Source organism: Sphingobacterium sp. BN32, assembly GCF_030503615.1.
GTDB lineage: Bacteria > Bacteroidota > Bacteroidia > Sphingobacteriales > Sphingobacteriaceae > Sphingobacterium.
Genome location: NZ_CP129963.1, coordinates 1,754,499 through 1,768,645, shown reverse-complemented (window position 1 = coordinate 1,768,645; position 14,147 = coordinate 1,754,499). Strand labels below are relative to the sequence as shown.

The window sequence follows — 14,147 nt, the reverse complement described above, 5'->3', positions numbered from 1 at the left end:
GATTACGGTATAGATTATTTAAGGGATCTTCCCTTCTGATGGAATCTTTGCTGTGTGATATTGGATATATCCTTCTAGTGAGAGCTATATCATTTGTGTGGGCGGCAACCTGCATAGAATTCAGGATAAAATCGGAGCCCAGCTGTGTAAAGAGAACTTGCTGTGTCATTTCTTTGGGTTATCAATAATTGGCTCCAACCCCGATAGGTGTGTTTCAGGGTTAATCAAATATAGTTAATTAGGAGTTAATTTTATTAATGATATTATAGACGGCGTTCTGATGTAGTAGCTAAGTAGTAGGTGGGGTGGAGGAATTTGCAGCAAATTTGCTTCGAATACTTCTTATCATACATCAATTAATAGAAGTGCGATTCTCTGCACATTTGTATTAATAAATAACAACAATAGCTTTCAAAGCTGGTTAAATAGAAAAGGAGATATCATGACAAATAAAGTATTAGGATTACACCACATCACAGCGATAGCAAATCTTGCTCAGCGCAACTATGATTTTTACAGCAAAGTATTGGGTTTAAGAATGGTGAAAAAGACGGTGAATTTTGATGATCCTGGAACCTATCATTTCTATTATGGGGACGAGAAAGGTTCGGCAGGGACTATATTGACTTTCTTTCCTTGGGAGGGCATTGGTCGCGGCCGCAACGGTGTGGGTATGGCGACCGAGATTGCCTACTCAGTTCCTGAGGGTAGTTTGGATTTCTGGACCGAGCGTTTCGGAGAAAACAATGTTTTGACGGGAGAGGTTGTGGAGCGTTTTGGTGAACTATACTATCCATTCTTGGATCCTGATGGATTGAATTTATCCTTAGTGGTTCCGAAAGCCGGCGATGCTAGAACCGGCTGGACCACGAAGGAAGTGACGCAGGATGTAGCAAGCAAGGGCTTTCATAACACGACTTTGACATTGCGCGAATTGGATCCCACTGCAAAGGTGTTGATAGATTTATTGGGCTATCAGCAAGTTGCGGAGGAAGGTAATCGCTATCGTTTTGCTACCGACACGGTGGATTCGGCAAATATCATTGATATTTTGGTTGATCCAAACGCCGGTCGTGCAATTAACACAGCGGGGACTAATCACCACATTGCATTCCGCGTAAAAAATGATGAAGACCAATTGGAGCTGCGTGAAATTATTATGAGCGCAGGATTGCAGATTACGCCACAGATTGATCGTGATTACTTCCATTCGCTTTATTTTCGCGAACCAGGTGGTGTATTATTCGAAATTGCGACCGACAACCCTGGCTTTGATGTGGATGAGCCATTAGATTCTTTAGGATCTGCTTTGAAATTGCCAAAACAATATGAAGGCAGCCGCGCGGAGATCGAGAAAGTATTGCCACAGTTGGAAGGATAATTAGAAAAGGAGAACAACATGCATCAGAAAAATATATTACAGGCAGGGAATACCAGCAATGCAAAGAAGGCTTTGATTATGCTACATGGACGAGGAGGTTCGGCACAGGATATTTTATCCCTTGCCGAGCATCTAAACGTCAAGGATTACCTGCTGCTAGCGCCACAGGCGACAAATCATACCTGGTATCCGCATTCTTTTATGGCGGAGGTTGCTTCAAATCAGCCTTACCTGGATTCGGCTCTAGCGTTAGTATCCGAGACGGTAAAAGAAGCGTTGTCCCAGGGTATAGAAGCGGAGAATATCTATTTCCTAGGCTTCTCGCAAGGAGCCTGCTTGACGCTAGAGTATGTAGCAAGACATGCCCAACGCTACGGCGGAGCCGTAGCCTTCACAGGAGGCCTAATCGGCGATGAGATTTACAAGGAGAACTACCAAGGTGATTTCGCCGGAACGCCAATTTTTATCGGTACCAGCGATCCGGACTTCCATGTACCCGTAAGCCGCGTGCAGGAAAGCACAAGGTTACTGGAAGAGATGGGCGCCCAAGTAACTGAGAAGATTTATCCGGGAATGCCGCATACGATAGTGGCGGATGAGATAGAGGTTGTTAATGAAATTGTGTTCAGATATTAGACATCAGATTTTAGACATTAGAGCATTGGCTGGCAATTTCTTGAAAGAGAGAAGGAAGATTATTTGTATAGATATTTATTTAATTCATGATTTCTTTCAAGGATTAAGGAGCGTAACGTAAGGTGATGGCGCTGGTAAGGTATGAGCATCTTACGGCTAATACCAATGCTCTTGCTAATCCCAATACTCTAATGTCTCGAATCTTATATCTAAAATCTAAATTACTATCTTTGCCTCCATGTCATTTACGCATTCTCAAGATACAATTGTCGCGTTGGCGACTTCTCCAGGGGTTAATGGTGCTATTGCTGTGATTCGTTTGTCGGGTCCGGAGGCTGTGGCTATTACGGACTCTGTTTTTAGGGGGAAGGATTTGAGCAAACAGGCTTCGCATACGATTCACTTCGGTACTATCCGTGATGGTGATCAGGTGATTGATGAGGTACTTGTATCTTTGTTTATTGCGCCGCACTCGTATACGAAAGAAAATGTTGTGGAGATTTCTACGCATAACTCGAAGTACATCATTGAGCGTATTTTGACGTTGTTGATGAAGAAAGGGGCGAGGGCAGCGAAGGCTGGGGAGTTTACTCTTCGTGCATTTTTAAATGGCGGATTGGATTTGTCGCAGGCGGAAGCCGTGGCCGATCTGATTGCTTCGAATTCTGCAGCGTCGCATCAGATTGCTATGCAGCAGATGCGTGGTGGTTTCTCGAATCAGCTAAAGCAGTTGCGTGAGGATCTAGTACACTTTGCATCTTTAATCGAGTTGGAACTGGATTTCGCGGAAGAGGATGTGGAATTTGCTAATCGCGATCAGTTACGAATTCTGATCGAGAAGATCTATCAGGTGATCGGGCGTTTGATCCAATCGTTCGAGCAGGGTAATGTCTTGAAGAATGGTGTGCCGGTGGTTATTGCCGGAAAGCCTAATGTAGGGAAATCGACGCTGTTGAATGCCTTATTGAATGATGAACGTGCGATAGTATCGGATATTGCCGGTACAACACGCGATACAATTGAAGATGAGATCAATATACATGGCGTTACTTTTCGTTTTATAGATACCGCCGGTATTCGCCAGACGGAAGATGTAATCGAAGCGAAAGGAGTGGAGCGGACGATGGAGAAAATGAAGCAGGCACGCTTGATTATCTATCTTTTCGACCCTACGCAAGATCATATTGCCGCCGTGCAGCAGCAAATTAAAGAAGTGGAAGTACTCCAAATTCCATTTGTGACGATTATTAATAAGAGTGATCTTCTCTCCGAAGATCAACGCGCTGAATATGCAGTGCTAAACCCAATCTATATTTCCGCAAAACAACAGCAGGGTATTGAAGAGCTGAAAGATGAGCTGCTGAATCAGGTTAATCTTTCGCAAATTAATACGGATGATACGATAGTGACGAATATTCGTCACTTGGAAGCTCTGCAACATACTCGAGAGGCTCTGGAGAAGGTGTTGTTTGGAATTGATAATCCAATTACCTCGGATTTCCTGGCGATGGATATTAGACAAGCGCTTCACCATTTGGGTGAGATTACCGGGACAGTTACTACGGATGATTTGCTGGAGAATATATTTAGTAAGTTTTGTATCGGGAAGTAAATCTGTTTTTCTTTAGTTTACTTTGCGTTCTTTTATCTGACTGTCAGTTCTTTATGAGTCGCTTCGTTTTTCTTTAAATTACTTTATTACTATATTCGTTGTCTATTTGCTACATCTCGAAAGTTTGGAGATGTAGCATTGTACACCTTGAATATAGTCTCATGAAAATAACACTAAAGGAGAAGAAGCTAAAGAGCGGTATGATTAGTCTTTATATTGAATTTTATAAAGGCACAGCTTTGGGAGAAAATGGTAAACGGACACATATTAGAGATTTTGAGTACCTCAAGCTTTATCAATTTGAAAATCCAAAGTCTGCCAGTGAAAAGAAAAATAACAAAGAGAACTTTGAACTTGCTGAAAGTATCTTGGCTATCCGGAAGGCAGATTATGTTCAAGGAAAATATGGGCTTAAAAATAATATTAAGGCAAAAAGACCCTTCCTAGATTATTTTAAAGAGCAGGCCAATGCTCACATTAATTCGGATAAGAATTATGGCGTATGGACATCGGTACAGTCTCACTTGGTCAAGATCATAAGTCCTAATCTAATTTTTGATGAGGTAACAGAAGATTTTTGCAAAATGGTGCGAAGCTATTTTGAACGTGAAGCTCGAACCAAAAGTAATCTACCTCTTTCTACAAATTCAAAATATACTTACTTCAATAAATTTAAAGCTTGCTTGAAAAGCGCCTTTAATGACGGCTACCTAACAGTAAATATTGCCCAAAAACTAAAGAGCTTTGAGCAAGGGGAATCCCAAAGAGAATATTTAACCTTTGAAGAACTCCAAAAGCTAATAGTTACTGACTGCAAATATCCTGTTCTAAAGAACGCATTTCTGTTTTCATGCCTTTCTGGTCTGAGGTGGTCCGATTGCAATAAGTTAATCTGGTCTGAGGTACGTGATGAAGGGAATGGTGTTTATCGTATAAATTTTAGACAACAGAAAACCGATGGTGTTGAATACCTCTATGTATCGAAACAGACAATAGATCTTCTAGGAGAACGAGGCAAACCTAAAGAGCGAGTTTTTAAAGGGCTGAAGTATGGTATGACTTATAATAATGAATTAGCCAAATGGGTGCTAAATTCGGGTATTATGCGTCATATAACATTCCATTCAGGACGTCACACTAATGCGGTATTGTTGTTAGAGAATGGAGCGGATTTATACACCGTTCAAAAGCGCTTAGGTCACAAGGTGATAAAAACAACCGCTATCTACGCCAAGATCGCGGATGCAAAGATGCGTGAATCTGCCTACATTATTCCAGAACTTAATTTTTAAGCGATGAAGAAAGATGCATCTATCATAATCCTGACACTAATTTTTATTGCAGTTGCTACCTCTTTTGGTATTTTTTTCTATTCTTTTAACAGCTTTTTGTTGGTTGTAAAGCCAATAATGATATTATTATTAATAGCTGTTACTTTTTTGTTTTTTAGGAAATGTTTCAAATGGTATGCTTCCTACATGATGACCGATAAAAGTACCTTTCAAGCAAAAGTAGATCGACCAAGAATTTTTATTTTTTCAATTTTCTTACCAACCCTATTTATTATATTTTATTCGTTTAACAATTTTAATAGCAATGTAGTACTGACTGAAAGAATTGATAATTCCATTTTTGATATTTTTTTGTGTGTAGTACTAATCTCATTGTTTGCCATAATTTTCTTGCTTTTGCTTAAGACTTTAAGTAGATCATTTGAAAGGCTGTATTTGTCAAAAGTTCAAAAGCTTGTACGAAACTATACCAGTGATTTCACTTCTTATGCCAGCGTTGAAAAAATGCGTCAGATTTTTGACGGTTTAATTAGATATGATTTCCTATGGTTTGAAGATTTGAACGAACAAAGTGAGATACGTAATCGTTTCGTAGAGATTTTTACAACTGGTAATTTTCCTTCAGAACCGCTATTTCAACTAAAGATGGACAATCTTCAAACGTATGTTTTGTTTGAATCTTTAGCAAAAGAAACCAAGGATTTGTCGCTGACAGGTTTTATGAAAATAGTTAAAAATAAAAACACTAAAGCTACTGTTGATTCTATTACGGAATCGTATAGAAAATGTGTTCCTGAAAATATTAAAAACCGAAATTTGATTGAATTAATTTTTGTTAATTAATTTTGAAAAGGTTGGAATAAAACTATTAAAAGGTTGGAAACCCTATTTTTCAACCTTTTAGCTTTTTACTTCAGTTTACTTCGCTTGACTTAACAAACAAAGTAAATCATGGAGAAAAATGAATTAATCTTAGAAAAATTAGATCGATTAGAAAAGTATCTAATCGGATTTAAAGACATTTTAAATGTCGAAGACCTTGCTTTTTATACAGGTTATAAGGCTGCATACATTTACAAACTTGTGCACGAATCCAAAATTCCTTATTCCAAATCGGAAGCGGGAGGTGCTAAATTGTTCTTTAGTAGGAAAGCTATTGACGCATGGTTGATGGGAAGTCACCATAAATCTACTACTGAAATACAACGACAAGCTTTTACTCATAACTCAAAACTGATTTCAAAAAAGAAGGGATAGGTATTGCTACCTAACCCATCCTTTGAATTTCTTATTAAAGTACCTGACAGTGCAAATATAAGAAATTCAGTGGTTAATCAATTTTTACAAATACTGAATTTCCAATTATGAGTGATAACAAATTAAAGCTTTTGCGTGTCATTGATGCGCTAGAGAAGTCGTATACTTTCCGAAAAAACATCGTTAAGAATACATTAGAGTACTCAGCTAAAGAGCAATTACAATTCCAAGAGGTAAATGAGCATGACCTCGTTATAGATTTACATCATAAAGGTATCTCAGCATCGGCAAATGACGTAATTACATTCCTTTTATCTTCACGAATACAAAGCTATGACCCTCTGCTGGCATATTTTCTTAAATGCCATGAAAAATACAAACAGCGGAAAGTTGATGGGAATTATATTCAAGATTTCTTGGATTACATTATTACAGAAGATCGCTACAGGTTTATTGTTCAGGTGACTAAGTGGTTTGTCCGCACGGTGAAATGCGCCATTGATAATCGCTATTTTAACAAGCAAGCAATCGTATTAGTTTCGTCTGGGGTTCAAAACCTAGGTAAATCTACATTGACCAGATTCTTATTACCTGATGAGTTGGCCAGCTATTACATTGAAAATCCTAAACTCACCAAAGATGGTGAGATTGCGATGTCCTCCAACTTCTTATGTCTACTCGATGATTTGGGTAATATGCAAAAATCAGATCTTGAAGATTACAAATCCTATATGTCTAGATTACATGTTAATCTTCGTCATCCTTTTGAGAAAAAGGCTAAAATGACACCACGCAGAGTCTCGTTTATTGGCACTACTGATACCTACGAGTTTCTGACTGGGGATGCCAATGTGCGTTGGATTTGTTTTGACGTGATGGATATCGATTGGAAATATTCATCTCAAGTAGATATTGATCTTGTATGGGGACAAGCTTATGATCTGTATTTGAATAAATTTAATTGCGAGATCTCTAAGGATGAAATAGCATCTAATGAGAAATCCAATAACAAGTACAAGGTTCATACTATCGAATATGAAATGATTCAAAAATACTACGCTATTGGTGCCGAAGATGACTACGATGTGGCTATGATGTCGTCAGAAATCCTTAACGATCTCCAAATAAAGACTTATTTGAAGTTTAACGATAAAAAAATTGGACAGGCATTGCGATCATTAGGTTATCAACCTGTTAACCGTAGAAATCATGTCAATACAGATGGAGAAGTGATTGCTGATTCACGCAGAGTCTATTTATTAAAGAATCTACTGACTACATGACTACATAACAATAAAAGTGTATTATAACTAGTTTAAACCGTGTTTTTTGTTGTAGTCACTAAAATAATTTTACTGACTACGTGACTACAATAAAATCACTCAGCTATTGAAAAGAAAAATGAATACAAGCGACATAAATAAACTATCAATTATAGATTTTTTGTCATCTATAGGATACTTTCCAGAGCGAAAACACAATGGATATTGGCTATATAAATCATTTATTAATCCACAGCAACAAACAGGAAGCCTTAAAATATCTTCAAATAATCTATGGGTAGATTATTCTGATAATAACCGTGGAGGTACATTGATTGATTTGATTTTGCTAATTTATCCAGGACTTAGCGTTTCGGATATTGTTAGAAATTTCAATCAAGGTGTTTTTTCTTTTCACCAGCTAACAACGGCTTCAAATAACTGCGAAGAGAGGGCTTCAGATCCTTTTACTATTTTGAAAGAAGACATAATTATTAATCACGAGTCGTTATGTCAATATCTAGTTGCAGAACGAGGTATTGATATAAAGATTGCTATGCGCTATTTAAAAGCCTATCAATATAGTGCTAATGGCAAAATATATTGGAATCTTGGAATAAGAAACCACCTTGGTGGATACAATCTGTTTTCGAAAGGTTTTAAGTGTGCAACACAACAAGGTGTTACTTTATTTACGAATTCTAATGTACAAAGCCGAATCTACTTTGAAGGCATTCTCGATTTCTTCAGCTTTTTAATGATTTATCCAGATCAGGAAAGCCGTAATGATTATTGCATACTGAACTCGGTTAACAATTTAAAAAAGACTTTGGAAGTACATCCATTGAAGCAATCGTCGATTGCATTTTTTGACCGTGATAACGCTGGAGATCGAGCGACTAGTTTACTAAAGGCAGAAGCTTTAAATCAAAAAAGTAAATTCTATGATTACAGGACGACTTTTCAAGGAAAAGATCTAAACGATTATTTACTGGGGAACTATTGATTATTAATTTCTGTTGAGTGAGCAAGCCATGTTGCCCCTAAGGGATAACGCTTGCTCAAATAGCAAACAAATTCACTTCATTCCTTTGAATAATATGGCAAGACCACGAAAAAATATAGATGACCTGCGCATATTTAATGTAATGGTCGCATTAAATAAATACGAAAAGAATAAACTGGATAAACTGATTTTGATGAGAGAAGATAACGCTAGCGTTGTCATTCGTGAGCTGATTATTAACGCTTCTTTGAAGGTCAATCGCATCAGTAAAATAGATGTTTCTACACATCTATTGACGCGGCGTATTTCGAATAATTTTAATCAATACGTTAGGGCTGTCCATGAAACACGGCTTAGCAAAATTGAACTTGAGATTTTTCAAGAGATTAAAGATTTACTCGATCGTATCCATGAAAAAATGTTGACACAATGATTGCTAAGCAGAAAATACACGGTTTTGTTGCCGCATTTGATTACAATCATCAAAAGATGGATCTCAAAAGTCCGAGGGATCGTGCGGAATTGTTAGATCATAATTTTTTCAAATATGATCGACAAAGTATTATGCAAGAAATAAGCTTTTTACAACAATTACGACCAAAGCTGACAAGAGATGCGTATCACGTGTCACTAAATTTTGCATCAACAGATAAATTAAGTAACGAACAGTTGTCTGAAATTGGTAGGGAATATTTAACAGGCATGGGGTTTAATGATAATGCTTATGCTATCTGGCAACATTTCGATGCTGATCATTTACACATTCATGTTTTGGCCTCGAGAATCAAGTATGATGGTTCAGTAGTTTCAGATTCAAATAATTATCAGAGAAGTGAGAACCTTTGTCGCAAACTCGAACAAAAGTATGGCTTACAAGCTGTGAAATCGTCAAAAGAAGCAATAGACCGAGCCCCCAGTAAAGATGAATTAGAGATGATTCAACGTACTGGAAAGCTTTCTGATCGAATGCTTATGCAGGAACGAGTTAAAGGTGCTCTTTCGAAAGCAGATAGTGTTAGGGACTTTATAAACGGATGCAAAGAGGATGGAGTCTATCTCATCTTTAATCAATCAGAAAGTACTGGACGAGTTTCAGGAATCACTTACATTTCAAGTGAAGGGTTTATCGCAAAGGGGCAAAAATTAGGTAATCAATATAAATGGTCAAATTTATTAAAACAACTCAATTATGAACAAAGCCGAGACCGTCAGACAATTGGCGAGACAAACAATCGAACAAGAGCAAGATTTAAAGATTTACTTGAAAAATCAAGTCGAGGAGCTGAAAATCAGGATCGAAAAAGTATCCGAACTCCAAATAACGGTAACGAAAAACCAAGCCATATTAGATCAAAAGATGAATACGATGTCCAAAATGGATACAAAGGTAGATCATACTCCAATTCTGAACGAGCTGGCCGAAATGAAGAAACAGAACAAGAGTTTGAAGAAGCAGTTTCTAATCAATTATCTACTGGTACAAGTACCGTTATTAGCAGTCTTAGTGGCTTACTTAGTAGTTTTGGCGGTGACGAGATAGATGAAGATGAAAAGCGAAGAAGAAGAAAACTCAGGCGTTAAACAGTATATAATTATATAAAGCTATCATTATACAATTATAACATTGCAACATTATAACATTGTAGTATTATACAATTGTATAATGCTACAATGTTATAATAAGAGATATATTGTCTAGTTTTCAATGACTTTAGAGGGATTCGATACATCCAAAATCAGAACTTTAGCAGCATAATCGTTTGGTTGGAATGAAAGCGATTTTTCCACTGTCTTTTTACCATCGATGTAGAACTCATACTTTGCTGTTAGCGGGGTGGTATTTTCAGTCAGATTCGTTGCTGTCGTGGCAATGGAAAAAGTACTCACAGGCATTGATGTCTTGATACATTGGCTGGAACTACTGATTGGTGACATTTCAACCTGATGGATTATCGATGCTTCATGAACGATGGATGGTGTTGAAATGATACCTTCAAATTTAAAATTACTATTCAGACCTCCATCAGCACTCGCTACCTGTAACCCCAAATTAACACCATAACTAGCGTAATTGGATCCAAAGGAAATTTTTACTTCTACGACTTTCTTGACGGACTTTTGATCCTCAACTTCAGGATTATCCTTTCCACAAGCACTGAATAATAGGATTGTTGCAATAATTAGTAATTGATTGAATTTGTTCATGTTAAATGGGGTTTTATAATATTATTTTTCTTTTATAGTTTAGTGACAGTAGCTATTGCATTTGCTTTTATCAACGTAAAATGGTCTAAATCGAGCTTGAAGATGTTTTTTCTGATGATTTGCGCCTTAATAGAAACAGGTGTCTGGGAAGGTCGGTTAAAATCTTTGATGATATGCTGATTGTCTTTCTTTTGCTCAGCCATATCTAAGATCTTATTGACTAGATAGTCTCTCAAGACTTTTTCTTTCGGCTTTTTCTGTACTTGAAAACGTAATGCGGAGCTAACCGAGAAATAAATCAGATTGAATGCTTTGGAAAGCGGATATAGTTCTGCCAAGTATTCTGATATCGAATGGATTTCAAGATCTGTCAATACTAGACTGAGGTTTTCTTTTGCTTGATCTTGTAGGTACTGAGATAGTTCAGTATGGTATAACTCTAGCCAAAAGAAATTGAGCTCATTTTCATTATAAAGTCGTTGCGAAATCCACGTTTTAATATCTGTATTGAATAAATTTTTATCGTCTACAATGTTAAATTTCCACTTAGCGAGGTAAAAGGGGATTTTTGAAAGGTCATCATATGTCTTTAAGGTGTTAATTCTTCTGGGAGTCAGCGCCTCGACAGGAACTAGTAGATGACGGTCTATAAGGGATTGCAGTGATTTAATCAGTTCAGAATTAAAACTTCTAACATATAATAATTCACTATGACCATCATGTGATTTGTGAACAAGATCAAAGCTGATTTGGTTGGCGTTGTAATTGATTAAATTATCATGGTTAAGTATGACTATCAGGTCAAGAATATCATTTAAATCAAAATCGCTAATCTTTCTTTTGAATTGAGAAAGTGACTCACAGTATGATAACCACCGCTCCAAAAACTCACTATTTTCTTTTTTCTCAGCAGTCAGACGCTTTTCTGAGCAGTATTGGCATTCGCAGAGTTTTTGTTGAGCATCGTGCCAACAATTTGGACAGATACCAAAATTCTCTTTGTAGGACGTTCTCCCTGAAACCTTTCGGTAGATATAGAGACCACAGATGCATTTTTCATCGGTTAGCTCATATGGAAGATTAACATATAGACTATTGGTAATTGGAGCATCTGGAAAATCTGTTTTTATTTTTCCAATCTGATCACCTCTTTCATATGCTTTGATAATTTGTTTAACGATTTGCTGATCAATGTATTTTAGCGCAATGCTATTATACGGGTAATAAAAGTTTTCCTGTGCCATACTTTAGGTTTATTTCGAGAAATAAAAAAGGCGTGAAACTAAGATCGATCCAAGACTGAGGCTTGCGACGGCCTGACAACCAGAAAGACTTAGCCCACGCCCATATAAGGCACGGGCGTAAGTCTATCGAATGTGGCTGTCAAATGAAGGTCGCAATTTCAGTCTAACCAATACGATAGCTTACGCTGTTTCGTTCAATAAATTAATGGTATAAATATACGGATTTGCGGACATAATGACTGTCTTTTTGTTGTCTTAGTGCATATAATCCATAAATTTGGATATGCAAGTTATCGCTATTTCTGATATACACAGCAAGCATCGAGATCTAAAAATTCCAGATCGAAAAATTATCATTCTATTTGATGTATGTATAGTAATGTCCACTTTCAAGATGAAAATGAACATTGATCAATTTTGTATACTTGTTTAGCATAATAAAATAGAAATGAACAACGGAAGATAAGAATTTCCTGAAAATGGTTTAGAGATGGACTGTACTTCAAAAAAGGCAAGAAAAGTATTTTGCTATGTGCAGAATGTTCGAGGAATCCAGAGTTTTGTAAAAAAATCGATGAATAAACGACTTAGAAGGTATTGCAAGAACATAGCTAAATTTAAAGAGATATAAAACTTGTTTTAAAAAATCATTAAATTATATTGTGGTCACCCAGCGCTGCTAGGTTTTTTCTTTTTACTAGCTGTTTTTCCTTTTCTTTCTTTATTGGTGTTTATTACTGTTTCCCGTATTGAAATTGTGGTATTTTAAGCATAATTTATTAACTGTTGTCGAAGTTATTCGTAAGGAGATAATGTCACAATAATAAGCAGTGGCCAATGAACAAGATTTTAAGTTTCATTTGAGAGCTAAATTAGTAGCTAGAGGGTTAAGAAAACATCCAGAATTTAAATAAATAAAGAGCAATTACAGTAGTGGTAATTGAGAATTGAATTTATCTTGCTAAAAAAAATGTACTAATACATTTTTTTAACAAGATAATATGTGTTAATGTTTTTTTTACTACATTTGTAATGTATTAGAAAAGAATATGGAAAATTTTAACGTAGATGATTTGTTAGGAAAGATAATGTCCGAGATGGGGAATCAAACTTCTGAATCATTATCTTCCATTTTTGAACAAAGGTTGATTGAACTAAATATTAATCAAACTTCCGCAGCTGAAATTATGGGAATTCAACACCGTGGTTTGGTAGGAATTTTAAATGGCACGTTAAAGCGAATTGATTTCTCAACACTTGATAAATTATCTGCTTTTTTACAATTGCCTCAAAAGGACGTATTAGATCTTTTTATGAATACATTTAGAGACCAATACTCTTCCAACGCTACACAAGAAGAAATAGATTTCATAAAAAGAAATTTTGATTTAGCGACATTGAAAAAAGTTGGTTTTATTGAAGATATAACTGATTATAATGAAATTAAAATTAGTTTATGCCGATTATTTCACTTGAAGAATATATTAGACTATAAGCCTTCTGATAAAATTCCTGCTTTTAGTGCTGGAAAAATAAAAAAGAAAAATAGTTTTAGTCAGAGTACTTGGTTAACTAAAGCTGAGGGGTTACTTAAGGAATTAAACAATCCATATCATTATGATAGGAATAAACTTATTGAGATTTTTCCTAAAATCAGATGGTACTCAACAGATGTAAGTTTAGGATTAAAAAATGTTATTTCCTTGTTATATAAATGCGGTATTAGCATTGTGTTTATGCCATCTTTTCCCAATTTACATGTTAGGGGAGCGACAATACCATGCGAAGGAAAGCCAGCTGTTATATTAACCGATTATAAGGGGTTTTATGCAACATTATGGTTTGCTTTAATTCATGAATTGTATCATGTATTATTTGATTGGGATGAAATTTCTCAAGGTAATTATCATTTAAGTATTGATAATTCGGATGATGCTGTCCTAGCACAAAAGGAGGGCGAAGCAGATAATTTTGCGAGAAAATATCTTTTTTCTAAGGAGAAGTCCTCATTAGTTAAAAGGCATTTAAATAATCATTTAGAGGTAGTTAAATTTGCAAAATTTAATGACGTACACCCTAGTATGATCTATTTATTCGAAGCTTATGATACAGGGAATAAGCCAGGTAATTGGATAAAAGCCCAAAAATATAATGTTAATGTTTTGGAAAGTTTAGGGGATTTAAATTCGAATTGGAGTGATATTGATAGTATAAACCAATATGTAAGCAGAAATAAGAATATTTACAATTAA

The 14,147-nt window shown here is 36.1% G+C and carries 13 protein-coding genes; 11 read left to right on the top strand and 2 right to left on the bottom strand.

Annotation, left to right across the window (positions count from 1 at the left end):
• Positions 1-442: 442 nt before the first annotated feature.
• The 10 genes from QYC40_RS07365 to QYC40_RS07320 all read left to right on the top strand — a co-directional run bounded on the left by QYC40_RS07365 (position 443) and on the right by QYC40_RS07320 (position 10,027).
• Positions 443-1,381, top strand: a complete 939-nt coding sequence (locus QYC40_RS07365) for a ring-cleaving dioxygenase (protein ID WP_301993291.1) — start codon at positions 443-445, stop codon at positions 1,379-1,381.
• A gap of 18 nt (positions 1,382-1,399) precedes the next feature.
• The gene (locus QYC40_RS07360) at positions 1,400-2,017 is read left to right on the top strand and encodes an alpha/beta hydrolase (protein ID WP_301993290.1); all 618 of its coding nucleotides are present in this window, start codon (positions 1,400-1,402) and stop codon (positions 2,015-2,017) included.
• 238 nt (positions 2,018-2,255) lie between these two features.
• Positions 2,256-3,629 (top strand): tRNA uridine-5-carboxymethylaminomethyl(34) synthesis GTPase MnmE, encoded by a 1,374-nt coding sequence (gene mnmE, locus QYC40_RS07355; protein ID WP_301993288.1) that lies wholly within the window; start codon positions 2,256-2,258, stop codon positions 3,627-3,629.
• A 161-nt stretch (positions 3,630-3,790) separates the two neighbouring features.
• Positions 3,791-4,921, top strand: a complete 1,131-nt coding sequence (locus QYC40_RS07350; protein ID WP_301993287.1) for a site-specific integrase — start codon at positions 3,791-3,793, stop codon at positions 4,919-4,921.
• A gap of 3 nt (positions 4,922-4,924) precedes the next feature.
• Positions 4,925-5,764, top strand: a complete 840-nt coding sequence (locus QYC40_RS07345) for a hypothetical protein (RefSeq protein ID WP_301993286.1) — start codon at positions 4,925-4,927, stop codon at positions 5,762-5,764.
• Between the two features lie 108 nt (positions 5,765-5,872).
• A complete protein-coding gene (locus tag QYC40_RS07340) occupies positions 5,873-6,178 on the top strand; it encodes an AlpA family transcriptional regulator (protein ID WP_301993285.1) in 306 nt (101 codons plus the stop codon).
• A gap of 131 nt (positions 6,179-6,309) precedes the next feature.
• Positions 6,310-7,461 (top strand): VapE domain-containing protein, encoded by a 1,152-nt coding sequence (locus QYC40_RS07335; protein WP_301993284.1) that lies wholly within the window; start codon positions 6,310-6,312, stop codon positions 7,459-7,461.
• Between the two features lie 106 nt (positions 7,462-7,567).
• Positions 7,568-8,446 (top strand): toprim domain-containing protein, encoded by an 879-nt coding sequence (locus tag QYC40_RS07330; RefSeq protein ID WP_301993283.1) that lies wholly within the window; start codon positions 7,568-7,570, stop codon positions 8,444-8,446.
• 13 nt (positions 8,447-8,459) lie between these two features.
• On the top strand, positions 8,460-8,879 hold the full coding sequence (locus QYC40_RS07325) for a hypothetical protein (RefSeq protein ID WP_301993282.1): 420 nt from the start codon (positions 8,460-8,462) through the stop codon (positions 8,877-8,879).
• Positions 8,876-10,027, top strand: coding sequence for a relaxase/mobilization nuclease domain-containing protein (locus tag QYC40_RS07320; protein ID WP_301993281.1), 1,152 nt, complete (start codon positions 8,876-8,878; stop codon positions 10,025-10,027). Before QYC40_RS07325 ends, QYC40_RS07320 begins: the two co-directional genes overlap by 4 nt.
• Positions 10,028-10,141: 114 nt before the next feature.
• Here the strand turns inward: QYC40_RS07320 and QYC40_RS07315 are convergent, their stop codons facing one another.
• Together QYC40_RS07315 and QYC40_RS07310 are read right to left on the bottom strand one after the other, a co-directional pair.
• Positions 10,142-10,651 (bottom strand): hypothetical protein, encoded by a 510-nt coding sequence (locus tag QYC40_RS07315; protein ID WP_301993280.1) that lies wholly within the window; start codon positions 10,649-10,651, stop codon positions 10,142-10,144.
• Positions 10,652-10,683: 32 nt separating this feature from the next.
• Positions 10,684-11,895, bottom strand: a complete 1,212-nt coding sequence (locus QYC40_RS07310) for a hypothetical protein (RefSeq protein WP_301993279.1) — start codon at positions 11,893-11,895, stop codon at positions 10,684-10,686.
• A 1,049-nt stretch (positions 11,896-12,944) separates the two neighbouring features.
• Between QYC40_RS07310 and QYC40_RS07305 the strand changes: the two genes are divergently transcribed.
• On the top strand, positions 12,945-14,147 hold the full coding sequence (locus QYC40_RS07305) for a helix-turn-helix transcriptional regulator (protein ID WP_301993278.1): 1,203 nt from the start codon (positions 12,945-12,947) through the stop codon (positions 14,145-14,147).